Annotated in this window: 23 protein-coding genes and 1 tRNA gene; 10 read left to right on the forward strand and 14 right to left on the reverse strand. The window is 36.8% G+C overall.

Annotated elements, in window-relative coordinates:
• The first annotated feature begins 54 nt into the window (after positions 1 to 54).
• The 9 genes from A8B79_RS08045 to A8B79_RS08095 all read left to right on the forward strand — a co-directional run bounded on the left by A8B79_RS08045 (position 55) and on the right by A8B79_RS08095 (position 8,341).
• On the forward strand, positions 55 to 819 hold the full coding sequence (locus A8B79_RS08045) for a hypothetical protein (protein ID WP_235603625.1): 765 nt from the start codon (positions 55 to 57) through the stop codon (positions 817 to 819).
• Between the two features lie 115 nt (positions 820 to 934).
• A complete protein-coding gene (locus tag A8B79_RS08050; RefSeq protein WP_066220690.1) occupies positions 935 to 1,603 on the forward strand; it encodes a hypothetical protein in 669 nt (222 codons plus the stop codon).
• Positions 1,593 to 2,630, forward strand: coding sequence for a sensor histidine kinase (locus A8B79_RS08055; RefSeq protein WP_066220693.1), 1,038 nt, complete (start codon positions 1,593 to 1,595; stop codon positions 2,628 to 2,630). Before A8B79_RS08050 ends, A8B79_RS08055 begins: the two co-directional genes overlap by 11 nt.
• A complete protein-coding gene (locus tag A8B79_RS08060; RefSeq protein WP_066220696.1) occupies positions 2,627 to 3,298 on the forward strand; it encodes a LytR/AlgR family response regulator transcription factor in 672 nt (223 codons plus the stop codon). Before A8B79_RS08055 ends, A8B79_RS08060 begins: the two co-directional genes overlap by 4 nt.
• Before the next feature lie 489 nt (positions 3,299 to 3,787).
• A complete protein-coding gene (locus A8B79_RS08070; protein WP_066220701.1) occupies positions 3,788 to 5,017 on the forward strand; it encodes a site-specific integrase in 1,230 nt (409 codons plus the stop codon).
• 196 nt (positions 5,018 to 5,213) lie between these two features.
• Positions 5,214 to 5,999, forward strand: a complete 786-nt coding sequence (locus tag A8B79_RS08075; protein WP_066220706.1) for a hypothetical protein — start codon at positions 5,214 to 5,216, stop codon at positions 5,997 to 5,999.
• A gap of 88 nt (positions 6,000 to 6,087) precedes the next feature.
• On the forward strand, positions 6,088 to 6,378 hold the full coding sequence (locus A8B79_RS08080; RefSeq protein ID WP_066220709.1) for a helix-turn-helix domain-containing protein: 291 nt from the start codon (positions 6,088 to 6,090) through the stop codon (positions 6,376 to 6,378).
• Positions 6,375 to 7,298, forward strand: a complete 924-nt coding sequence (locus tag A8B79_RS08085) for an AAA family ATPase (protein WP_066220715.1) — start codon at positions 6,375 to 6,377, stop codon at positions 7,296 to 7,298. The genes A8B79_RS08080 and A8B79_RS08085 overlap by 4 nt, the downstream gene beginning before the upstream one ends.
• A gap of 335 nt (positions 7,299 to 7,633) precedes the next feature.
• A complete protein-coding gene (locus tag A8B79_RS08095; RefSeq protein ID WP_153038394.1) occupies positions 7,634 to 8,341 on the forward strand; it encodes a hypothetical protein in 708 nt (235 codons plus the stop codon).
• A gap of 127 nt (positions 8,342 to 8,468) precedes the next feature.
• Here the strand turns inward: A8B79_RS08095 and A8B79_RS08100 are convergent, their stop codons facing one another.
• Together A8B79_RS08100 and A8B79_RS08105 are read right to left on the reverse strand one after the other, a co-directional pair.
• Complete coding sequence (locus A8B79_RS08100; protein WP_066220722.1) at positions 8,469 to 9,377, reverse strand: SDH family Clp fold serine proteinase; 909 nt, start codon at positions 9,375 to 9,377, stop codon at positions 8,469 to 8,471.
• Between the two features lie 133 nt (positions 9,378 to 9,510).
• Positions 9,511 to 9,584 (reverse strand) — tRNA-Arg (locus tag A8B79_RS08105).
• A gap of 137 nt (positions 9,585 to 9,721) precedes the next feature.
• Between A8B79_RS08105 and A8B79_RS08110 the strand changes: the two genes are divergently transcribed.
• The gene (locus A8B79_RS08110; RefSeq protein ID WP_066220723.1) at positions 9,722 to 10,600 is read left to right on the forward strand and encodes a hypothetical protein; all 879 of its coding nucleotides are present in this window, start codon (positions 9,722 to 9,724) and stop codon (positions 10,598 to 10,600) included.
• Positions 10,601 to 11,106: 506 nt separating this feature from the next.
• On the opposite strand, the gene queA is transcribed toward A8B79_RS08110, so the two are convergent.
• The 12 genes from queA to lipB all read right to left on the reverse strand — a co-directional run bounded on the left by queA (position 11,107) and on the right by lipB (position 23,391).
• Positions 11,107 to 12,108, reverse strand: a complete 1,002-nt coding sequence (gene queA, locus A8B79_RS08120) for a tRNA preQ1(34) S-adenosylmethionine ribosyltransferase-isomerase QueA (protein WP_066220728.1) — start codon at positions 12,106 to 12,108, stop codon at positions 11,107 to 11,109.
• A 3-nt stretch (positions 12,109 to 12,111) separates the two neighbouring features.
• Positions 12,112 to 12,978 carry a carboxypeptidase-like regulatory domain-containing protein gene (locus tag A8B79_RS08125; RefSeq protein ID WP_066220731.1) on the reverse strand — a complete coding sequence of 289 codons (867 nt, stop codon included), beginning with the start codon at positions 12,976 to 12,978 and terminating at the stop codon, positions 12,112 to 12,114.
• A 58-nt stretch (positions 12,979 to 13,036) separates the two neighbouring features.
• The gene (locus tag A8B79_RS08130) at positions 13,037 to 13,912 is read right to left on the reverse strand and encodes a hypothetical protein (protein ID WP_066220734.1); all 876 of its coding nucleotides are present in this window, start codon (positions 13,910 to 13,912) and stop codon (positions 13,037 to 13,039) included.
• Between the two features lie 33 nt (positions 13,913 to 13,945).
• Positions 13,946 to 15,859 (reverse strand): 1-deoxy-D-xylulose-5-phosphate synthase, encoded by a 1,914-nt coding sequence (gene dxs / locus A8B79_RS08135; protein WP_066220737.1) that lies wholly within the window; start codon positions 15,857 to 15,859, stop codon positions 13,946 to 13,948.
• Between the two features lie 6 nt (positions 15,860 to 15,865).
• Entirely contained in the window at positions 15,866 to 16,066 is a 201-nt protein-coding gene (xseB, locus tag A8B79_RS08140) for an exodeoxyribonuclease VII small subunit (RefSeq protein WP_066220739.1), read from the reverse strand.
• Positions 16,067 to 16,211: 145 nt separating this feature from the next.
• On the reverse strand, positions 16,212 to 18,614 hold the full coding sequence (locus tag A8B79_RS08145) for a DNA internalization-related competence protein ComEC/Rec2 (protein WP_066220741.1): 2,403 nt from the start codon (positions 18,612 to 18,614) through the stop codon (positions 16,212 to 16,214).
• Between the two features lie 84 nt (positions 18,615 to 18,698).
• Complete coding sequence (locus tag A8B79_RS08150; RefSeq protein ID WP_082894115.1) at positions 18,699 to 19,130, reverse strand: HesB/IscA family protein; 432 nt, start codon at positions 19,128 to 19,130, stop codon at positions 18,699 to 18,701.
• Between the two features lie 28 nt (positions 19,131 to 19,158).
• Entirely contained in the window at positions 19,159 to 19,857 is a 699-nt protein-coding gene (locus tag A8B79_RS08155; RefSeq protein ID WP_066220745.1) for an AlbA family DNA-binding domain-containing protein, read from the reverse strand.
• Between the two features lie 33 nt (positions 19,858 to 19,890).
• Positions 19,891 to 20,901 (reverse strand): NAD(P)H-dependent glycerol-3-phosphate dehydrogenase, encoded by a 1,011-nt coding sequence (locus A8B79_RS08160; RefSeq protein WP_066220748.1) that lies wholly within the window; start codon positions 20,899 to 20,901, stop codon positions 19,891 to 19,893.
• The gene (gene plsY, locus A8B79_RS08165) at positions 20,898 to 21,617 is read right to left on the reverse strand and encodes a glycerol-3-phosphate 1-O-acyltransferase PlsY (protein WP_066220750.1); all 720 of its coding nucleotides are present in this window, start codon (positions 21,615 to 21,617) and stop codon (positions 20,898 to 20,900) included. Before plsY ends, A8B79_RS08160 begins: the two co-directional genes overlap by 4 nt.
• Positions 21,618 to 21,664: 47 nt before the next feature.
• Entirely contained in the window at positions 21,665 to 22,540 is an 876-nt protein-coding gene (gene lipA / locus A8B79_RS08170) for a lipoyl synthase (RefSeq protein ID WP_153038395.1), read from the reverse strand.
• Positions 22,541 to 22,668: 128 nt separating this feature from the next.
• Positions 22,669 to 23,391 carry a lipoyl(octanoyl) transferase LipB gene (gene lipB / locus A8B79_RS08175; protein ID WP_066220753.1) on the reverse strand — a complete coding sequence of 241 codons (723 nt, stop codon included), beginning with the start codon at positions 23,389 to 23,391 and terminating at the stop codon, positions 22,669 to 22,671.
• Positions 23,392 to 23,464 lie beyond the last annotated feature (73 nt).

Below are 23,464 nucleotides of genomic sequence, written 5' to 3' on the forward strand. Positions count from 1 at the left end.
GATAAAATTTCTTTTCTATGAACAACCCACACATTTGCGAGAAAATATATGAGCATGGATGGATTTAACGGCGAACTTTGGAATGAATTTCAATGGGAAGCCCATCTTAATGAAGTAGAGAAAAAAAGCGAGCAACTCAGAAAGTTTATTGAGTCTGATGTAAAAGGAAATGTGCCAAGATGGATCACTCTTCTAAAAGAAAGCCTGAGTGAAGATGATGCTTTTGAAGCATACGTGGAAGAAGAACTGTTGATGGACGAAGCTTACTTCCCCGAAGATGAAGATGACTGGGAAGACGAAGATGAATTTGATGATGAAGACTTTTTGTTTGGCCTTGATGAATTCGACGAATTTCCGGACGCTGAAGAAGATGATGACTTTGATGCAGGAGAAGAGTGGAAAAGCTTAAGCGAAGACTTTGCTCTTTCCGATAACGGTTCGTTAGACAATCTCGGATTATTCAGAGATGCACGTTTCTACGCCATTGATATTTTAAAATGGGCAGAATCAGTTCCTCCGAAAAATCAGGATAACATATTTCTGGAGTTTGTAGGCGATAGCTTAAAAATTGCTGCAAAATTAGCCGGTGGATACTCTTTTGGATTTGAACAAGAGTTTTTAGGAGCAAATATCGCATATACAAAAAAATCACTTAGGTTCGCTAACCAATCATTAGAAATGATGCGAAAACTCAAAACTAAGTCCTTTTTTAATAAGCAAAGTTACGCAGAATTTAACGGTCGCTTATTTGAATTAAGAAATGATATCGGTGTGTATGTACAAGACCTAAGAGACCGTTTCAATAACTCTGTTGATTGATTTAGAGTTCAGCCGATCCTTTTAACGAGATTTTGAATACGTTCATCGAATAAAATTTATCCCGGTTTCATAGTTTCTTTTCTTTGTTTTGTAATCAAAAACAAATCACGCAATTATGAAATCGTTAGTAAGAAATACCATTTACCTGTCTTGTATTCTGATTCTTTTCTCAGGGTGTTTTCTTCAATCTTTACACCCTTTAATTACCAAAGAAAAGGCGGAACTAATAGATGGTTTGGAAGGAAGATGGGAAACGGAAGATTCCCGATGGACATTTTTCAGAGACTCAAAAAACATAAAGAACATATCTCTTAGCGGGTTAAATATTTCAGGAGATGTGAAGTTTAGTTTCGATGAAGGGGACGCTCTTTCAAAAGATGACAAAGCCTATTTCGTAGTATATGAAGATCTGAATAATGACATTCCTGATTCTGTTTTATTAGAAGCAAGAATTGGTAGAATTAACGATACCTATTACATGGACATTACCGTTTCTGATATTTTTCGGGATGTAAACTTTGAGAATTTTCACTTATTTCCAGTTCATACATTTTCGAAGATCAAAATTGAAGGTGATGATCTGAACATTGAGCTATTCAAATCTGACTGGATATCGGACCTGATCCAGGAAAATCGTGTTCGCATTAAACACGAAACAATTGGTGAAAATGTGTTGATCACAGCATCAACTGAGGAGCTAAACAAGTTTGTCAAAAAGTACGGAGATGATGAAAAAGCTTATGAAGATCCCATCAATTTGAAAAGATTACGCAATGAGCTTTAAAAGGAAAGTATTGAATCAAATTGTCCAGAATCTAGTATTCTGGACAATTTCTTTTGTGATTACATTGAACCTGTTTTCCAGAGGGGATGAGATCAGGAAGATCGATTGGATCTATACATTTCTGTTTCATATTCCTTTTGTGGTAGTGGTAAGTCTTAATATGTACCAGACTATTCCGAATATTCTAAAGAAGTATAATATCTGGTACTATCTCTTCTTAATGACTTTTGCAGGTTTTGGAATTGTACAAAGTGTTTACAGTTTATCATATGGCCCCATAGCAGAATTCTTGTTTCCTGAATACTATTTTGTTGGTGTTTATAATCCGTTGGAACTGTTCGGAATCATGGTTATTTATGTAACCACATCTACACTGATCGAGCTTTCAAAATCCTGGTTCAATCGAAAAGAAAAAGAAGTAGAAATTGCACAGCTGGAAGAAGAAAAAACAAAAAGTGAGCTAAAAGCTTTGCAAGCTCAGATAAATCCTCACTTTCTTTTCAATAGCTTAAACACGATCTATGGTGAAGCGTTAAAAAAAACAGACAAAGCTCCCGAAATGATCTTAAAGCTATCTGATATTCTGAGATATGTTGTTGAGAACATGAATAAAAATGAAGTGCAATTAGATCAGGAAATAGAATACATAGGGAAATTTATTGATCTTCAAAAAGAGCGACTGAGCAATCCGAACAGAGTCATCTTTGTAGTAAATGGAAATGTTGAAGACCTAAAAATTCAGCCACTTTTATTGATCACGTTTATTGAAAATGCTTTTAAATATGGTTCGGTTTCAGGATTAAATGAAAGAATAAAAATATCGTTGGCAGTAGAAGACAAAACTTTGGTAATGATTGTCGAAAATGCTCTTAATGAAATTGAAGTTATAGGAAAATCCGATTCATCCGGAACAGGATTGGCTAATACTCAGAAAAGACTGGAATTTTCATATCCGGGGAAACACAATCTGGATATAAAAAAGGATGACAGTATATTTAAAGCAGTACTCAAAATTGATCTCTCATGATACGTTGTATAATTATCGAAGACGAACCCATAGCCAGAGATGTACTTAAAACCTACGTTCAGGATACCCCTTCCTTAGTGTTGGTTCAGGAATTTGAAAACGCAGTTGATGGTCTGGCATTTTTACAAAAAGAATCGATCGATCTGATATTTCTGGATATTAACATGCCAAAACTTTCCGGGATCAGCTTTCTGAAAAGCCTGGATGATCCTCCCAAAGTTATTATTACAACAGCCTATTCCGAATATGCACTGGAAGGATATGAACTGGATGTGGTAGATTATTTACTGAAGCCATTTTCTTTTGAAAGGTTCCTGAAAGCTGTAAATAAAGTGACTTTAAAGAAATCCGAAATAAAAGAAGAATCTATCACCGTAAAAGCGGATGGAAAACTGTTCAGAATCAGTTTGTCTGAGATCCTCTATGCCGAAGCATTGGGAGATTATATCACACTTTATACAGAGTCTCAAAAGCTTACTTTCAATAGCACACTAACTTCATTTATTGAAGAGGTTAATTCTACAAAATTTGTGAGGGTTCACCGTTCCTATGCAGTTTCTCTTACAAAAATAAATTATATGGAAGGGAATATGATCTCGATCAAAGAGCATGAAATTCCAATCGGGAAATCATACAAAGAGGAATTCAGAAATAGATTTGAGAAATAGAGAAAAGCCACTTCAATTATTAAACTGAAGTGGCTTTAAGTACACCCGGAGGAACTCGAAATTTGAATTTCCTTGAACCTACCCACAACAATACCCGTCTTTAATTGCCATTTAAGCAATATTTGTAGTATTATGGTATAAGTGAACATCAAGAAGATGCGCTATTTGTTATACCTATGTTATACCTTATTTAATGAGTGTTGAAAATAATTCAAACCAGAGTAGAGTAGATTACATTCAAGATTTGATGGTAGTATCGGTCTATCTCTTGCTTTATATATCGCAATACTTTTTCATAGTTAACATTCTATTTGTACGCTATGAATATCAAATTAGAAGTTTTGTTCTTCAATTTGATTGGTTAGTTGAAAGTGAAATCTATCAAAACATTACGTTTTCGATAGTCATGTTATCTCTTCTCTTATTTCTTCTTTACATAAATAATAGAATAGTAGATTTATTCATTTTTTTATTCCGAAAAGGTTTTAGATGAACGCAACTATAAACTTTGAAATAAGAGAACAAAAGGCAGATGCCAATGGAGACTGTCCAGTCTATCTACGTATTACTTATGATAGAAAACCTGCTTGGCTAAGTGTAGGCTTTAAGGTAAAGTCAACGGATTGGAATAGCGAGAAGCAAAAAGTGAGACGTTCTCACCATAGATTTGATGTTTTAAATGGAGAGCTCTTAAAGCTTCATTCCAGTGCGCAAGATGCAATCATTGAACTTAAGACTTTAGATAAGCTAAACTCGAAGAGAGTTATTGAATTATTAAAAGGCTATGATAAGAAGGACTTCTTTACTTACTCACAAAATTATATTCAAGATCATATTGATAAAGGCTCTATCAGATTAGCAAAGAATACAAAGGTAATTGTAAATCAAATAAGGGAATTTACGAATAGAAATACGCTTCCAATATCAGAAATTGACCGTGATTTTATAGAAAGGTTTTCTACTTACTTGAGAAATAAGGATAAACCTAATTCATCAAATACGATTAGAAAGAAGTTTATCCGTTTAAGCCACCTTTTAAAACGTGCAAAAAAGGATGGCTTTCTTTCTGAAAACCCTTTTGAAGATTATAAACTACCAAGCTACCAGAGACCGAAAAAAGACGCTATAACTATTGAGCAAATAAGGGACATAGAAAAACTTGATTTAATCGAAGGCTCTACGAAATGGAATACGAGAAATTACTTTCTTTTTTCCTTTTACAACGCTGGAATTCGTTTTGGTGATCTTTGCCGTTTAAAAAAGGAAAATATTATAGATTCCCGTTTAAAATATTTAATGAGTAAAACGTCATCTAATACGGAGCCTAAATGGAAAAATATAAAGCTAAGAAAGGAGTCTTGGGATATTCTCCATTTATACGATTACGAACAAAAAAAGGAAAGTGATTATCTTTTTCCCATATTGAATACGGAAAAGAACTTAAATGATCCGTTAACTTTCGATCGTGAAAAACAAAGTAAGAATGCAATTGCTAACAACGATTTAAAGGACATTGCAAAAGAAGCAGGAATAGAACAAAAGCTTTCAACGCATATCGCAAGGCATTCTTTCGCTAATTATGCGTTGAAGCAAGGTGTAAGCTTGTATTCTATTTCCAAAGCATTAGCACATAGTGACCTTGAAACTACTCAAGCGTATCTAAACGCTTTTGATGAAGAGAAACTCGACAATGAGATGGATGAATTGTTTGGCTCTTAGCCTCTAAGTTCCGTTAATTAACATTACTTAGCTAAAAAAAGAACGAAAGCGTAAATACCTTTTAATTAACGGATGACTTAAACGAGATTAATACGTAAAAAATGAAAACTGACACGTAAAAAAGCGTTTATAAAAAGGAAAAAAGAATGATTTTAGTGAGTTTTATATGAAAAGGGGATCTCTTTACAATTCACATATGCAAACCATCAATTGGCTTGCAATGATTGATAAGAAAAGAAAGAAGTATGTAGAAGAATTCAATACTCTATCAAAAAAAGAGGGGTCAGTAAAAGCGACAGCATATCTATTTCAAATAAAAGAAGGAATTGACAAACTCACTATAACTAATCAAGATTCACTAAAAGAAAAGCTTTCTGTTATAATTGAATTTTTGGAAAGAGAGTTGAATAATGAAGAGTCTTTTAAAGACTTAGCGAAATTTTTACTTGCAAGAGCGAAGAGCTTTCACAAACCTGATCTATTTAAAACACATCTATTTGCTACAAGTGAATTCAAAATGTCAATCAAATCTTACTATGATAGAAACAATGGAGATTCTTGGCATATTTCAGATGAATATTTTGGATCTATAGAAACACTCAAAAGTGAAATAAATTCTTACTCAATAAATAAGTACGTCTTAAACTCTCTTTTAAAAGAAATCATAAATAAAAATTATCCCGATTCATTAGAGAACATCTCTACTAAGAAACTTGAAGATGAAATAAACAATCAAGGTAGACCCGATGATCCAAGTGCTCCACAAGAACCAATTCAAAACTATATCCAAGATTTAATAAGAAAAGCTCAACAAAAGGAAAAAGAATATTTAAAGTATTGGCACTTTACCGGTGCACATGAAGGACGACCTAATAAAAGTCAGATAGTTGATGAATTAATGAAGACTAAATTGATCGGTGACCTAAGTAAAGAAACCGTAAAGGATAGAGTAAATAAAGCATTGAGTTACTTAGGGTATTAATTACTTCCCACCTGTGGTATATATACCACCTTATTTTTTTGTAGCTAGCTGAACTAGTTTCCTCCAACTTAAAATTTGGAGAAAGAACATGAATGCCTATATCCCATCTAAAGAGGAGTTGAAATCCTTAATAGAAGAAACAATAAAACCACTTCTTAAAGAAGAAATACCAAGCCTAATAAGAAACGCTTCAAAAAAGCAATGGGTATCTCCGGAGGAACTTGAAGAGATATCAGGTTTAACTATTCGAAGCCAACAACATTTAAGGTCTGAGAAACGAATTCCATACCATAAGGAAGGGAGAAAGGTTTACTACAACATGAATGAGATTGAAGAGTACATGAGAAGCAACAAAATTGAAGTGAGGACTAGATCATGAAATCATTCAATCAAGTAAATTTCAAATGGCCTCTTTTAATTGATCCACTTGAAGAAGAGTCTCCAAAAGTTGAATGGGTTGTAAATGGTTTTGCAGCTAGAAAGTATATAACAGTTCTTGGCGGTCCTGCTGGGTCTGGAAAATCGTTATTTACTCAGTACTTGCTACAAAAGAGATCTAATGAGCTATTTAATGTAAACCGTGATGGTGTTTGTATCTATATAACTGGTGCTGATACTACTTCTCAAGAGGTAGTTAGACGATCACATGGCATACATAATAGGTCTTCGGTACTTATACAAGAAATACCAAAAGAAGCAGTTCCTTATATAGCTGATAATAAGTTCTATTTCTCTTTAGTCGATCACCTATCAGGTGTTGAAGTTGATACGATAGTTTTTGATACAATAGCTGATTTCCATTTCGGCAATTTGTATGACCCTGTAGAAATGAATGAAACTATGATGGCTTTTCGAAATTTAGCTGAAAGATTGAATTGTGCAGTAATCTTGATAACTCATGTTACCAAAGGATCGAATGAGAGAATTAAGTACCATATTGAAAACATAAGTGATTCAAGAATAATTGGTACTAAATCAGATATGGTTTTCGCAATCAAATCAGAGTATCGAAATGATAAAACAAACCTAATAGAGCTTCAGAATTTGAAGTTTAGAATTGACGAGATTCAACCTTCTGTTAGAATGAAGATTCAAAAGAATGAGAATGATAAGATTTCTATCCTTCGAACAGATGATCTATTTGGTCATGAAGAAGCTCAAGAGTTCAAAACCACGAAACGAGAAAAACTCATTGAAGAGGCTAAAAGATTAGATGAAGAAGGACTTAGTAGCAGGGAAATAGGGAAGAAGCTAAATGTATCCCACACTACGGCAAATAACTATGTAAAAGAAAATTGAAACTGTAAAATGTAAAATGGGTATACATGTTTTACAATTTACAAGTATTCTTGTAGTTGAGTATTGTTTATAAATGTTGAATTATAGCTAAGTTGTATTTGTTGTAATTTATATTATATTAAAGCGTTAATTCTATAAAAGTATATGTTTAATAGAAAAAATAAGTCATTATCGAAGCCCAAAGAGTTTCCTACCCTCAATTTTAATGAAAGAGGTAATATCTATATAAAACCTAAGGATTTGTTAGGCTCTAAGAGAGGGAGTGACCTAATAAAGAAGTATAGTGCTTCTGATCTTGTCAAGGCTATTCGTAAGGAGAATGGCTAGTACACATTATGAGTCCATCAAATTATTCATTGATATTCGGAATTTTGACCTCAGGCTATCTGTGTTTAAAATTTTGGAATTATACTCATTACAGGATAATAAAATTTAATAGCCAAGAGCTATTTTTAGCGAGTGGTGCAGTAGGTACGGCTATTTTATTTGTCGGGACGTTTCTTCACGCTTTAAGTGATGGAATTTTTCATTACCTACATATTTTTCTAAAAATAAGTATTGGTATTGAGAACGAAAGTATACACTCGATTATACTTGGAATAGGTGCATGTTACTTATTTATAATATTGTATAATAATTTCATTCAAAATCGAGACCAAACTGTAAAGGAATTGATACGTCAGAATAATGATGGCACATCATTGATGTTATTAAATTCTATGACCAAAACGAGGGAGCTAGCTTTTACTCTTAGTAATAAGAAAGTATATATAGGGCTCGTGCTTACAAATCCATTTTCTACTTACGAAGAAAATAAATCTTTTCAAATTTTACCGCTTTTGAGTGGTTATAGAGATGAAAAAGGAGAGTACGATCTTACCACTGTTTATTCTACAATATATGACAAGTTAAAAGAAGAGGGTGTATCTGAGGAAGATAGAAAGAAACTTTTTTCGATCTCACTATCCGTGAAAGATATTGTTACATGTAGTTATTTTGATTTAGAAACATATTCTAAGTTTTCAACCAAGATTGTTAATTGAGTAATAATTAGATTGAATGTTATTTACTCTATCTACAAAATCTTTAACGAGATCTTGTTCCATATTTTTATAAGTTCTCTTTCTAAGTTGCTTTTCTAATATTTCACGATCCTTTTGTTGTCTATAATCAAGATGCTTTCGAAGGTTGTTTTTTTTGAGTGCCATTTTTGTTAGACTCATTTTTACCTTTGGGTTGTTTTTTAGTTGGTTTTTTAGAATCATTTTGTCTTAGAAGTAGTACAGTTCCATTAGGGTCTGGGTCTCTTATATAATTAAATATAGAATTTTCTAGTAAAAGTTCCTCATCTTCTGCTTCTTTTACACAATCAAATATTTCTTTAGCTTCGTTTATATCAATTACGAAGCTATGAGAAGGGTATCCTAAGGTGAGCCGATTAATAAGGTCATCGTTGTCACAAAGTCTTTTACCATAGTCTCTTGCAATCATCAAAGCTCGATTAATCTCACCTAACTTAACGGGGTCTATCTGTGCAGTAATGGGGCTTAATAGTCCGTTTGCTAGAAGCGCGCCAACGTCAGTTGCTGTTTTTGTTGTGATTAAACCACCACTCTTTCTTTTTAGATTGGTAAAAACGTAATCAATTATATCAAACCCCCTATTTCCTAAAGATGTAATTGAATTTATGTAGTCTAGTCCAGAAGACTGTATTAATTCTTCTTCTTTGTTTAATTGGATGTCTAGAGGTCCTAATTCACTAAAGTCAGACATGATTATTTTGTCGGCTCCAAGTGTCATTAAAGTGCCAGCACTTTTGCATATACCAAAAACGAAATAAATAAGCTTTTTATACCTTCTTTTTAAATAGCTAACAATTCGATAAGCTTGATCAGGGTCTCCCCCTTCAGTTGTAAGTATAATTACAAGATTTTCTTTTCTTTCTTCAATGCTTCTTATTGTATGAATAAGAGTGTCAGAATTAATAAAATTTATGGTTCCCGAGAATAAAATTACATCTGCGTTATATTTTTTTGAAATACTATCAATAATTTTATCTAAATCAATTTCTTCGCTCATTTCTATACGTTTAGTAATTAAGTTTAAGATTATAATGATTTAGTTAATCTAATGAAACGCAATTTTGTTATACCTATATGATACCTATAAATAAAAAAGCCTATATAAATCAGTGACTTATAAAGGCTTTAAGTACACCCGGAGGGGTTCGAACCCCCAACCCCCAGAGCCGAAATCTGGTACTCTATCCAGTTGAGCTACGGGTGCATTTTTTGGACTCCAAATATAGGAAACATGTATCTCTTTTACACGGCTAATCACAAAAGAGAATACCTAGTTTGGGCGATTTACAGACTTTAGTGCTTCTGTTAGTTTTATAGAAACCTTAAACAAGTTTCTTAGTCATGAAGTTAAAGTATTCGGTCTTATTAGTTACTCTTATTGCAACAACAGCAAATTTATTTGCTCAAAAAACATATCGACAGATCTATTCAGATCCGTCTGAAGTTCAATCCGGCTATCTCAGCCTTCATTATTTTGGAGTGGATGCGGGTTTCAACAATTTATCAGGTGCTTCTATTCTTAGTGTAGGAGCAGAGACGCTGTATCCCATAACCGATAAGCTTAAAGCGGAAGGTCTGTTTCTTTATTCTTTGTTCTCTTTAGAAAAAACAAGTTTTCCATTTTTGTTTAATGCCGGCGCTGAGTTTACACTTTCTTCAAAAACTAAAAGTACCACAGTTCCTGTTTTACTGGCGTTCAGCTATGAAAGAAATTATTTAGAAGGTAAAGACATAAATACATATACCACTGTAAAATTACGGGGAGACATAACTTCAGAGCTGAATGTAAGAGGAGGTCTGTATTTAAGAAACAGCGCTTTCGAGTACGAAGAGAATTTTACTTTTTACGAAGTGACAAACATTTTTCATAAAGGAATTTATGCAGGGCTTGGATACACCCGAAAGCTATTTATGCATATTCAGGACAGCGATGGATACACTTTTGCTTACGCAAGAAATTTTCGTCCTTTTGTGGATGTTCTGGTTCTGCCAACATCAGTAGATGTAAATTCAGGTGGAAATACCCAAACAGTGGAAGAAACTCTGGGTTGGAGAGCAGGAATGACATGGCAGTTAAATCCTATGACCCAAAACCAAAACTTCGACCGCAAGATCGGTTTCTTTGGAAACCTGTTGTATAGATTAGAGTTTGGCCAGCGTCCGTTGGAAGGTTTTTATGTAACTACCGGTTTGGCCTGGACGATCAAGAAGTTTAAATAAAAAGATGATTAAAAATAGACGGAAAGATGTGAGAAAAGCTTCCAATTATTCTTGTCGGCACAAAAGATCATGAACAAGTAAATGTATTCATGATTCTTAAGAAAGACCTCCTCTGTCTCCTCCTGCAGCAGGAGGGGAACGCGTTGATAAAAATTAGAATTAATTCTGGAATTCCCCTGCTTAACCAAGGAGGGGCGAACTACTCAGAACCAAAGAATCTGATTCTTAGCCGGGGAGGTCCGTTTCCAACGCATAGCATCGAGTCCAGACTTAACCCTGGGATAAATCCCTTCTAGCTTATGCTCTTGCCTTAAACTCGTACATAAACAAGCAAGGACTTTAGTCCTGCGACTAATCTTGCAACCAGAAAGGATTATTCCTGCTTCGCAGACGCATACGGATCATTTTCTCTTCTCCGTCTTAAATACTAAGGGCGAATTTTTCTGGAACTATCACTACTAAAGTGTCAGCGAATTGTCTAACCAAAGAAGAAGAAAAGATCTTTCCTAAACTATCAACATAGCATCGCCAAAGGAGTAGAAGCGATATTGTTCTTTAATGGCGTGTTCATAAATCCGATGCATGTCATCAAAACCCATTAGCGCAGAAACCAACATTAGCAAAGTGCTTTTGGGAAGATGAAAGTTCGTGATAAGAGAATCAACGGCTTTGAATTGATATCCCGGAGTAATGAAAATATCCGTTTCTCCGCTTTGAGGCTCAAACGTACGTTCGTTACTCGCTAAGGATTCAAGCACTCGTACGCTCGTAGTTCCTACTGCTGTGATGTGATCTGATTTTGTCAATTCTTCGGCAGTTTTAGCATCCAGTTGATACCACTCGCTGTGCATGATGTGTTCATCAAGCTTTTCTGTTTTTACCGGAGCAAAAGTACCCAGACCAACATGCAGAGTAACTTCTGATTTTTGTATTCCCTGAGTGTCTAACTTAGCTAGTAGCTCATCAGTAAAATGTAAACCGGCTGTAGGAGCAGCTTTACTTCCAAGATCTTTTGCATATACCGTCTGATATTCCGAAGCCAGAGATTCATCCTGTTCAATATAAGGAGGAAAAGGCGTGTATTTGAACGGCTCGAGTTCGGGAGCATCCAGATCGTGAGAAAGAACGATCGTTCTCAAGCCATCTTGGGCTACATGAGTAACTTCTGCGGTAACTCCATCGGCAAGTTCAACGGTTTTACCAACACGGAATTTCTTGCCCGGACGAACTAAAGCCTCTATGGTATTATTGTTTCTGACTGAAGTGACGAACAGCTCCTTTTTCCCACCATCAAACATCAGCCGGCATTTTTCAACTTTGCTGTTATTGACAACGAGGGTGGTTTCTTTGGGAAGATATTTTCCAAGATTATAAAAGAAATCGTCTGTGATCTGTTTGGTAGCACGGTCGTACACCAATAATCTGGCATGATCTCTTGGGTTTGCCGGAGATTGAGCTATAAGTTCTTCAGGAAGATGGTAATCGAAATCGGAGAGGGTAAACTTCATTATCTATTGATCGCTCATGAGTAGCATTCTCGACCATAAACCGTCTCGGTCAGAGTATGAATATGTTTTAATGCCAATATCTTTTTCTAATAGATAGCCACCACCTTTTAAAGGATTTTTTGTGATAACAAGAGATCCATCAGTAGTTCTGCTTTTGGGGATGTATCTTTTAAATCTAAGTAACCTCCTGGTATCAAAATCAAAACCAACATAATCATTGAATGCTGTAGAAAAGGGAGTTTCGGAGCCATTGGATGTCAAAAGGTTATCTAAGTCTTGAATTATATGAAATTCATTTACTGAGCTTATGATCGTAGTATCATTATCTAAATTACGATTTTCAAATTGGCTGGAATAAACAACTTTTTCCAGATTTAGCTTTTCAACAACTTTATAAACACTATCCGTGTTATTAACACTTATACTACTTATTGAGTATGAAACTTCACCGGTAGTAATTACATCAACAGGAGCTAACAAATCTTCATAAAAGTATGAATACCTCCAGCTGATGCCTTGTTTAAGGGGCATAAGATCAAGATATACAGGGCTGAGCTCGAGATCATAATTTTTATCAATATTTGCAGTGATAGAATCTGTAAAGGAAAGGTGATTTGGAGAGTCTATTTCAATTTGATAATCACCGGGTTCAAGCTTAAAAGAGAATTCACCTGATTCGTTTGTTTCAAATGTAAAATCATCAATAGTTACAGTAGCTCCGTTAGTCAAAAGTGTGTCATTCATATAAACATCGAAAACCTTTCCTTGAACAGTAATGCTATCAACTGGTTCGTCTACTGTTACATTGGATGGGTTTTCTTGCTGACAGGAAATAAAAACAATTGATATAAACAGAAGAAAAATTTTCATGCAAGAAGATAATATCAACATTAATGGTTTTTGAACCTCGGAAAAAGAATACAAAGCTTTACTTGGAATGAGAAACTAGGTCTAAAGACGTAGAATATTTGGTGTTTCCACCAGTGTATATATAAAAATCAATGAATCCTGCTTCCGGTGCAATGCTCGATCTATATAAAGGACTTCCATTCCCATACCTCACATCAATTATTGGATCAACTTTAAGTCTCGATACTGGATAGGATTTGCGAATCGGGGATTGATAATCTTTCCCATTTAGTTTCAAGGCTGCAACACCTGAAGTAAAAGTTGTTATATATTTGACTCGCGAATAAGACACGTTCCCATTATTTCTAATTCTTATAGTAAAATAGCTTGTATCATCTATATAACTGCTGTCTATAGGCTCCCCTTCAAAACTCTCTCTTCGCTTTTTTGCTTCAAGATCGTTTTTTACGGTAAAAACAGGTTCATTTGTTTCTTGATCTAAGTTTTGTTCAATTACTTCCCATACCATAGTTCCAGAGGTAGCTATTCTGTCATAGTTTGGATATGAAACATTGTCACTGTAATCAAAAACCCATTTCTCCCCAACAGTTGGATTGAAATAAGTTATTTCTTTAGGATCTAACTCAAGTGAAATCGCATCAGTATCTTTACTAACGGTTATCGTAGTGTCGAGAAAGCTATGATCGGGGCTATTCACAACAACCTGGTAAGTTCCTTCTTCAATATCTAAAGAATAGCCAGTCGTAATATTATGTTGAACCTGGACACCATTCACCTCTACCCAATCCGGCCTTATAATCAAACTATCTTGTTCAAATACATCATAAAAGACAAATGAAACAGTTTGAGGAACTGTTGTAGATGTAGTATCGCAAGAATTGAGCACAAGCCCGGCACTTAAAAAAACAAATAAATGTAAAGCACTCTTAATCATGATTAATCTGTATTAGATTAGTATTGATTAAAACTAAACCTTTTCGAGAATAGATAAAACAGCTTCTTTAATTCCTTTTACTCCAATTCCAACTTCATCATGCAGCTCTTCCTGAGTTCCGTGTTCAACAATAACATCCGGGATTCCAAGAATTTTTACGCTTGGGCGGTTTTCTTTTTCGATGATATATTCAGCAACAGCGCTACCGAATCCACCCATTTTAGCACCGTCTTCTAATGTGATGATGTGATCATATTTCTCACAAATCTCATCAATAAGTTCTTCATCCAAAGGTTTAGCAAAACGCATATCGTAATGACCGATATTAATTCCTTCTTCCGCTAGATCATCGGCAACTGTAATTGCGTATTTACCAATAGGACCAAAACTCAGAACGGCTATATTTTCTCCTTCACGAAGTTCTATTCCTTTTCCAATTTCCAGGGTTTCAAATTCTTGACGAACGGACATACCGGTCGCTTTACCACGCGGATAACGAATTGCCCATGACGCATCTTCAAAAGTGGATGCTGTGAACATCATGTCTCTCAGATCCTGCTCATTCAAAGGCGAAGAAATAACCATATTAGGGACTGTTCGCATATAGGCGATATCATATAAACCATGATGTGTTGGTCCGTCAGCTCCGGCAAATCCTGCACGATCAATACAAAAAACTACAGGTAATTTCTGAATGGCTACATCATGGACTAACTGATCGTATCCTCGCTGTAAAAAAGAAGAATAGATAGCGCAGAAAGCTTTTTTGCCTTCAGTTGCCAAACCTGCGGCAAAAGTAACGGCATGTTGTTCGGCTATTCCCACATCAAAAGCTCTTTCAGGGAAAGTGTTCATCATGGGCCAGAGACTGGAGCCACTTGGCATAGCCGGTGTCATACTTACAATCCGTTCATCTTTAGCTGCTAATTCTACTAAAGCTTCGCCGAACACATCCTGATATTTAGGAGCTCCTTTGGTTTTCGGAGCCGGATTAAGAGCCTTTCCTGTAATTTTATCAAAAGGGCTGCTGGATGCGTGCCACTTCGTTTGCTCCCGTTCGGCAGGAGCAAATCCTTTTCCTTTCACGGTTACAACATGTAGCAGCTTTGGACCTTTTACTGTTTTAAGATCTTCCAAAGTCTTTCTGAGTCCGTCCACATCATGACCGTCCATCGGTCCATAATATTTAAAACCAAGTGCACGAAACAGAGAGCCCGGAGTAATAGCGGCAGTTACAGCGTTTTCCAATCTGGAAGCAACTTTGCGCATTTTTTCACCGGCAGATTTGAAATGCCCGAGCATATCATAAATCTCATCCCTCATTTTATTGAAGGTTTTACTCGTAGTGATATCCGTTAAATATTCTTTTAAAGCACCAACATTAGGATCGATAGACATGCAGTTGTCATTCAGAATAACAAGAATGTCGCTGTTCATTGCTCCTGCATTATTCATAGCTTCAAAAGCTAAACCTGCAGTCATAGAACCATCACCAATTACTGCTACAACTTTACGATCACCTTTATCTAAAGTGTTTGCTACAGCCATCCCAAGAGCGGCAGAAATTGAAGTACTGGAATGACCAACACCAAAAGTATCATATTCGCTTTCGGTACGTTTTGGAAAACCGGAAATACCACCGTACAAACGGTTTGTGTGAAATTGCTCTCGTCGTCCGGTTAAAATTTTATGTCCATAAGCCTGATGGCCAACATCCCAAACCAAACGATCTTCCGGAGTTTTGTATACATAATGAATAGCAGTTGTAAGTTCTACTACACCAAGACTGGCTCCAAAGTGACCGCCATAAACGGAAACCATGTCGATGATATAATTCCGGAGTTCATCACAAACATCCTGAAGTTCTTTTGGATCAAGTTTTCGAAGATCTTCAGGAGTATTTATTTTAGATAAAAGCTCACCCGGTTGTGGTATGTTCTGTTCCATAATTTGTTAACTATTTACTTCATTCACCTGTTCAATACGAAGTTCAGCATCGTTTAGGATTTCTGTACAAAATTTGGAGAGTTTTACTCCTTCTTCATACAGAGTAACAGATTCCTCCAAAGTAATGGACTCATCCTCTAATTTGGAAACTATTTCTTCCAGCTTATTTAAAGCTTCTTCAAAGCTCGGTCGTTCCTTTTGGTCCATTAATTTTTTTGGTGTAGCTCTATAATGATTAGTTAGTTCCCTAAAATAAGGGATTATTATGTAAAACACATTTAATGGAAAATTGAATTTTGTGTTTCTAAACTAACAATTCTGAACCTATGGAGATATTATAAGGAGGCTTAGTTTAATACCACTTCACTCGCTGAATACTTTTTCCATCGCTTTCAAATATTAAGGCTTTATCTCTGCTTGTATAATAGATATCAGATTGAGTGGATTCTAACCTTTCAACAGCTTCAGGATGAGGATGTCTGAATCGGTTTCTTTCGGCAACAGATACGACCGCTACTTCCGGAGTAACTTCTTGTAGGAAAAATAATTCTGAGCTGGTTTTGCTACCATGATGTCCGACTTTGAGGAAGTCAGTATCTAAAAGATGACCGTAATTTTCTACCAGTCTTCGCTCCTGATCTTCCCCAGCGTCACCGGTGAACAAAAATTCGTTTTCGCCATGAATTATGTTCAAAACTAAAGAATGTTGATTGGGATCATTGTTGAATTTTCCTTTTTCGGGACCGAGCACTAAGATGAGCAAGCTCTCGTCAATATCAATTGTTGTTCCTGCATTGAGAGATACTATGGGAATAGCTTTCGAATTGGCAAGGTTGATATAATCTCTGTACAAATTTGATTCATATTCGAATCCTGAGTTATAAATAGTGTCTATATCAATTTCATATATGAGATCCTTGATGCCTCCAATGTGATCCGCATGAGGATGAGAGAGAAACACAGCATCTAATTTCTGAATATTATTTTCTTTAAAGAAAGGAAGTAAAATCTGTTTTCCGGAATTTGATCCCGGACTCCAAACTCCTGCATCAATCAGTATATTTTTTCTATTTGGAGTCTGTAAGAAAGTAGCGTCTCCTTGCCCCACATCAAGAACGGTGACAGTCATTTTCGGAGACTCAAGTTTTCTTAAAGCTGAATCAAGAGGAACAAAGAACAGAAAGAACAGAGAAACGGCCATCAGCTTCCATTTTATATTGGGATTTCTCCATGACCCGATCATTAAGACAAAAGAGATCCAGAAAAGAAAGATCAAAATACTGGGTTTTTGTACCTCAAACCATGACTGAGAAAGTTGAGAAGAAAAAGATACAAAATCGTTAAGAGCTGTCAGAAAGACTAGAGAAGGATAATTGATGAAGAATCCGAGAACAGGAATTGCAGAGCTTATTATCAAAGCTAGGAGTGAAAGCGGAACAATAATTCCCAACAGAGGAACGAATAACGCATTTGCAAGGGGGCTGATGAGGGAGACTTCACCGAAGTAAAAAGCCTGAAGAGGATACAGTCCAAGTTGGACTACCAGTGAAATGATAATGACCATGATCGGGGCTCCGTACCATTTTATGCGAACCCAATATGGAATTACGTTTTGTATTACAGGAAGCACTAAAAGAATTATGAAAACGGCACTGAAAGAAAGTTGAAACCCAATTTCAAAAAGTTGAGAAGGATCAAATAACAGGATCACCAATGCTGCAATGCCCATTAAGTTCAGAGAATCACTGCTTTTGGAAAACAGTTTGCCATAAGTTAAAAGAACAGCCATCACTGAAGCGCGTAGAACCGAGACCGAAAAACCGGTGAGTCCTGCATAAAAAACCAAGATCAGTATCAGAAGTGCCAAGCCAATTTTTGTGCCGTGTTTTTTGGTCCAGAAATAAGGGATGATCAACCAAAAAGGAGCAATGATCAAACCAACATGCAAGCCCGAAACAGCCATGATGTGTGATAACCCTGCTCTGGCGAAAGCTTGTTTAGTATTTCCCTCCAACTCATTTTTGTAACCTAAAAGTAATGCTTTTGCGATAGGGGCTGTTACAGAATCAAAATTATGATCCACCAGTTTGAGAGCTTTTTTTCGAATTGAGATCCAGCTGAATAAGGAAGAGTCAGGATTGATCTGTATTACAGAATCTGTTTTTATTTGAGTATAGATGTTTCTGGATTCAAGAAAAGCTTTGTAATCAAACTGAGTGGGGTTTCTGGGTTCAGAGACCGGAATTACAGTCCCAGATATTTCGATTTGATCGCCAAGTTCTACCGGTTGTTCATTATCCCAAAGTATTCTGCTTTTGAACTTCATTTCAGAAGTAAAGTCGGAAAGCTTGGTGCTAGTTACAGCAAGGTCGAGTCTCTTATCTCCCGAACTATTTTTTGATATAGAGAGAACATTGCCTGAAACCTGAATCTCTGACCACTCTGAATCAGATATAAGCATCTCAACAGGGGACTGATTTTTCTTTGAATCAATGGAGCTAATTGTAAATCCTGCAGTAAAAATGATCAGACAATACAAAAGAGTTGAAATTCTTGTAAGTCCGATAGAAACTGTTTTCCTTGAAAGCGCCTCAAAAGTAAAATAGGTAGCTGCTAAACCAATTGCGGAAAATATGAGAACGAGCAGATCTGTCCGGAATAGTTGAGAACAGAGAATTCCGATAATATAAAGCAACACAACCCGAAGTGCCGGGAACTGTTCGACAGGGAATTTATATGAAGACCTCTTTTTCACATACAGTAAGACAGGTTAAACGGAAAACCTTACAATATTATTTAATAAATATTGAGTTTAGGTTCAACTGTATGGAAAATAAAATCAGATAGAGAAGCTGGTTCCGCAACCGCAATCTTCAACAGAATTGGGATTATCGAAGGTAAATCCGCGAGCATCTAATCCATCAGGATAGTCGATCTCAATTCCTTCTAAGTACATCAGGTGTTTAGAGGCTACAATAACCTCAACTCCGTAGTTCTCAAAAACCACATCATCTTCCGTTCGGTAATCCAGTCCTAGTTTATAGCTCAATCCCGAACAACCACCACCTTCTACGGCAACTCTAAGGAAGAGATTGTCATCCAGTCCTTCTTTTTCAATAATTGTCTTAACCTGTTTAGAAGCTCTTTGGGTAAGAGTTACGGGCTCGCCGGTCAACTCCTGTTTTTCCTCTTTGTTGGGTGAAGTTTCTTCTTCATCCACATCTATGAGTGAGGAAATAATATCGTCTAGATTTTCGTCTTGATTGGTCATTGCTCTCCTTATTTAGAACAAGTCAAAATTACGAATTTTTATGCGAAAATGTATAATGAACTACGCCTTTTTGTTCATAAGTATCCAGGACTCCGGCGCTAGCCATATCTACAAGAATACGCTCGGCTCTGTAAGTTGTAATATTCGAAATGATTGAAAACCGTTCGATAGTGATATCTCCATATTCATTTAAAAACCGGAACAGCTGCTGCTCTCTTTCACCGTATTCAAAAGTAACGCCAGTAGCTGAGGTCTTGTTTTTTAGTATCTCAACTCTGTCGTCCGTAGCAATGATATTTTCATCATTTTGGCGAATATATACCGATCTTTTGGAATCTCCTTTTACCGCGATAGGTTTGTTTTCAGATTCAGGAATTTCAACAATCATCACATCTTTTTTCCCGGCGTGCACCATTTCAATGTTGATGTTGAGAGCAGGTACGCAAACATCTTCAGCAGCCTGTCTTAGCCAGAATTCTTCTTCATAATAGCTCTCAATTCCAACAATATCGCCGTTATCATCAACTCCGATCAGAATTCGGCCTCCATTAGTGTTGGCGAAGGCAACCATTTCTTTGGCAATTTTTTCGGGTGAAGCAACTTTGTGTTTAAATTCGAGAAAAGAGCTTTCTCCTGTTGCGATCAGATTCTTGAGGTCTTTCAACTTCATCTCAGAAACAGTAACTGAATCTGAGTTCTGTAAATATAATTCGTACTCGTCTTTCATGATATTATTACTGGCCAAAGCCAGTGTGTTCTATTATATAGAAACTTCGTCTTTAGGATCTCTCGTCATCAACGTATTCAAAGCGTCTTTAGGGTCTTCATTTTCAAATAAAACTCGATAAACTGCACAAGTGATAGGCATATCAACATTATTACGTTTTGCCCAATCACGCACAGATTTTGTGGTTTTGATCCCTTCCGCAACCATATTCATGCTGTCAATGATCTCATCCAGCTTTTTACCAAGTCCGATTTGTGATCCTACATATCTGTTTCGGCTGTGTTTTGAGGTACAAGTAACAATAAGATCCCCCATTCCCGTTAGACCGGAGAAAGTTTCAGCATAACCGCCCATCATTACGCCCATTCTTTTCATTTCATGAAGTCCGCGGGTGATCAATGCAGCTTTGGCGTTATCTCCAAGTTCAGCGCTGTCTACAATACCGGCTGCAATGGCCATGATATTTTTTACGGATCCACCGATCTCAACACCTATAATGTCATTATTCAAGTAAACCCTGAACATTGGAGTGAGAAAAGTTTCCTGAATAATTCTTGCTGTTCTTGTGGAATAAGAAGCTGCAACTACGGTAGTAGGTTTTAGATGAGAGACTTCTTCGGCATGGCTGGGGCCATAAAGAACTCCAATATTATCTTCTAGAGTAACTCCCTCCATAACCTCAACCAGGATCTGAGACATGGTTTTAAAAGTGTCATTCTCAATTCCTTTAGAAACGGTAACCAGAATCTCATGCCCGTCTAAACATGGTTTTATCTTTGCGGCAAGTTCTCGTAGAGTGTGTGAAGGAGTGGCAAATAAGATCATATCCTGATCACGAAGGCAATGCTCTAAGTCATCGTAAGCTTTGATGGAAGCAGGTAATCTTATATCCGAAAGATAAGAAGGGTTTCTGTGATTGTTGTTGATACTGTCAACCACTTCTTTTTCTCGTGCCCATATCTGAACATTATTTCCGGCAGTATCCAACACAGTTGCAAGCGCTGTTCCAAAACTTCCGGCTCCAATAATGGTGACATTTCTCATACTTCGATCTCTTCTTTAGTTTGTTCGGGATCTTCTTCAGCTTCCTGTTCTTTTTTCTTTGATGAGGCACCGACTTTACTTTCCGTTCCTTCCAGAAGTCGTTTGATGTTGGATTTATGCTTCACAATAATTCCGGTAGCCACGAAAGCGCCGAAAATAACCATGCTTCCATCAACTAACTTGTCGAATCCATACACATACTTCATAACGATCAGGCTTACAGGATAGAAAAAAGAAGCAAGGATCGAGGCAAGCGAAACGTATCTCGTTAACAGGATGGTAGTCACAAAAATGATAGATGAAATTCCAATGGAAATAGGTTCTATTCCAAATAGCATTCCGCATGCCGTTGCAGCTCCCTTTCCGCCTTTAAACTTTGCAAAAAGAGGAAACATATGCCCGATTACTGCAAAAAGGCCACAACTTATCTTTAAGAATGCATCTACTTCCCAGTTTGGAGGCGAAAGTGGTCCTGCAAACATATCCCAGGCTAAAGCACTTATCCAAAAGGAAGCAACAAAGCCTTTCATAAAGTCCATAGTGAAAACGGTAACTCCTGAAGGCCAACCTAAAACCCGAAAAGTATTTGTGGTTCCGGCATTACCGCTGCCATGTTCACGAACATCAACTCCTTTAAAGAGCTTTCCCACCCAAATTGCGGATGGAATAGATCCTAATACGAAACTGATTCCTAAAACAGTAAGTGTTGCTAGCATGTATTTTTATTTTACCCCAAGATACTACCTGAAGTATAAGAAAAAAATTAAACGTGTCTTTCTGCGTGATAAGATGAACGAACTAAAGGCCCGCTTTCCACATGACCGATACCTAATTTTTCACCGATCTCTTTGTATTCTGCGAATTGATCAGGGTGTACCCAATCCATAACCGGATGATGCATTTTTGTTGGCTGCATGTACTGTCCGATGGTTAGCACATCCACTTTGTGATCCACACAATCCTGCATTAACTCGATCACTTCTTCGCGAGTTTCACCAAGACCAACCATGATTCCGGTTTTCGAGCGGATTCCTTCTTCTTTAACTTTGAGGAGTAGATCTAATGATCGTTGATATTTTGCTTGAGGGCGAACTCGACGATATTTACTTGGAACGGTTTCCAGGTTGTGACTTAACACATCCGGAGGAGTATCGATTACGATTTGAAGGGCATCCCAAACTCCTCGGAAGTCAGGGATCAAAGACTCAATGGTTACTCCGGGAATGGCTTCACGAAGAGCAGTATGAGTAGCCGCAAATATAGGAGCACCGCCATCTTTTCTGTCGTCTCTGTTGATGGAAGTAAGAACTACGTGCTTCAATTTCATTTTAGCTGCAGCGTCAGCAACACGGGCCGGTTCATCCCAATCTAACTCTGCAGGCGGACGACCTGTTTTAATAGCACAGAATGCACAAGAACGAGTACATACATCACCGAGAAGCATGAATGTAGCTGTTCCGGCGCCCCAACATTCGCCCATATTCGGGCAACGAGCTTCAGAACAAACCGTATTGAGCTTATTCTCATTAATAGTGTCCAGAACTTCTTTGAATTTCCCTCCTGATGGAAGCTTAACTCTAAGCCATTCCGGTCTGCGCTGTGTTGATTTCTTTTCTACTACTTGTAGTTCTTTGATCATATTTTTCTAAAATTTGTCTCTGTCATTTCGAGTAAAACGAGAAATCTAAAGATTAAGCTATAAGTTCAACTTTGAGATTTCTCCATACCATTCGGTATTGTCGAAATGACAAATCAAGAAGCATAAAGTTACAAAAAATTCTTCTCTAGTTCTGTTTGAGTACCGCTTGGTTTAATGCTTACCTCGAAAACATTTTCGAAGTGAGTAACGATCCTTTCTTTTACTTCTTTGAGGTCAATTTTTGAGCCTAAAAGTTTTTCTAAACTGGTTACTTCTTTGTCTTCAATACCACAGGGAACGATGTTATTAAAATATTGTAAGTTCGTATTCACATTAAGTGCAAAACCGTGCATAGTTACCCAACGGGAACAACGTATTCCCATTGCACAGATCTTTTGCTCACCGATCCAGACGCCTGTAAGTCCGTCTATTCTTTGGGCTTCAAAACCATAATCTGCACAAACTTTAATGATCACTTCCTCCAGGAAACGAAGGTATTTATGGATGTCAGTGAAATACCGATCAAGATCCATGATCGGATACCCAACAATTTGTCCGGGTCCGTGGTAAGTGATATCTCCGCCGCGATTAGTTTTTACATACTCAGCTTGATGTTCCTGAAGCTCAAGAAGTGAACGAAGCATATTTTCTTCGTCGCCGCTTTTCCCCAGTGTATACACATGCGGATGTTCCACAAAAATAAGGACGTCATTTTTTCTTTCACCCTTAAACTCACCAATCCTATCCAGTTTTTTCTCATCAATGATTCGTTGCTGAATTTTGTGCTGTAAATCCCAAACCGGCTGGTAGGGCTCTAAACCGAGATCGTATAGTTCAATGGTTTTTTTCATAGACAAAAATGGCTCCACAAGGGAGCCATTTACAATATTTATTTGTCATTTCTCCATCTGGATGAAATGACAG

This window comes from Balneola sp. EhC07 (assembly GCF_001650905.1).
In the GTDB taxonomy this organism is placed as follows: domain Bacteria; phylum Bacteroidota; class Rhodothermia; order Balneolales; family Balneolaceae; genus Balneola.

Coding starts and splice junctions, on each gene's coding strand:
- A8B79_RS08045 (WP_235603625.1), top strand. CDS start 55: ATGGATGGATTTAACGGCGAACTTTGGAATGAATTTCAATGGGAAGCC.
- A8B79_RS08050 (WP_066220690.1), top strand. CDS start 935: ATGAAATCGTTAGTAAGAAATACCATTTACCTGTCTTGTATTCTGATT.
- A8B79_RS08055 (WP_066220693.1), top strand. CDS start 1,593: ATGAGCTTTAAAAGGAAAGTATTGAATCAAATTGTCCAGAATCTAGTA.
- A8B79_RS08060 (WP_066220696.1), top strand. CDS start 2,627: ATGATACGTTGTATAATTATCGAAGACGAACCCATAGCCAGAGATGTA.
- A8B79_RS08070 (WP_066220701.1), top strand. CDS start 3,788: ATGAACGCAACTATAAACTTTGAAATAAGAGAACAAAAGGCAGATGCC.
- A8B79_RS08075 (WP_066220706.1), top strand. CDS start 5,214: ATGCAAACCATCAATTGGCTTGCAATGATTGATAAGAAAAGAAAGAAG.
- A8B79_RS08080 (WP_066220709.1), top strand. CDS start 6,088: ATGAATGCCTATATCCCATCTAAAGAGGAGTTGAAATCCTTAATAGAA.
- A8B79_RS08085 (WP_066220715.1), top strand. CDS start 6,375: ATGAAATCATTCAATCAAGTAAATTTCAAATGGCCTCTTTTAATTGAT.
- A8B79_RS08095 (WP_153038394.1), top strand. CDS start 7,634: ATGAGTCCATCAAATTATTCATTGATATTCGGAATTTTGACCTCAGGC.
- A8B79_RS08100 (WP_066220722.1), bottom strand. CDS start 9,377: ATGAGCGAAGAAATTGATTTAGATAAAATTATTGATAGTATTTCAAAA.
- A8B79_RS08110 (WP_066220723.1), top strand. CDS start 9,722: ATGAAGTTAAAGTATTCGGTCTTATTAGTTACTCTTATTGCAACAACA.
- queA (WP_066220728.1), bottom strand. CDS start 12,108: ATGAAGTTTACCCTCTCCGATTTCGATTACCATCTTCCTGAAGAACTT.
- A8B79_RS08125 (WP_066220731.1), bottom strand. CDS start 12,978: ATGAAAATTTTTCTTCTGTTTATATCAATTGTTTTTATTTCCTGTCAG.
- A8B79_RS08130 (WP_066220734.1), bottom strand. CDS start 13,912: ATGATTAAGAGTGCTTTACATTTATTTGTTTTTTTAAGTGCCGGGCTT.
- dxs (WP_066220737.1), bottom strand. CDS start 15,859: ATGGAACAGAACATACCACAACCGGGTGAGCTTTTATCTAAAATAAAT.
- xseB (WP_066220739.1), bottom strand. CDS start 16,066: ATGGACCAAAAGGAACGACCGAGCTTTGAAGAAGCTTTAAATAAGCTG.
- A8B79_RS08150 (WP_082894115.1), bottom strand. CDS start 19,130: ATGACCAATCAAGACGAAAATCTAGACGATATTATTTCCTCACTCATA.
- A8B79_RS08155 (WP_066220745.1), bottom strand. CDS start 19,857: ATGAAAGACGAGTACGAATTATATTTACAGAACTCAGATTCAGTTACT.
- A8B79_RS08160 (WP_066220748.1), bottom strand. CDS start 20,901: ATGAGAAATGTCACCATTATTGGAGCCGGAAGTTTTGGAACAGCGCTT.
- plsY (WP_066220750.1), bottom strand. CDS start 21,617: ATGCTAGCAACACTTACTGTTTTAGGAATCAGTTTCGTATTAGGATCT.
- lipA (WP_153038395.1), bottom strand. CDS start 22,540: ATGATCAAAGAACTACAAGTAGTAGAAAAGAAATCAACACAGCGCAGA.
- lipB (WP_066220753.1), bottom strand. CDS start 23,391: ATGAAAAAAACCATTGAACTATACGATCTCGGTTTAGAGCCCTACCAG.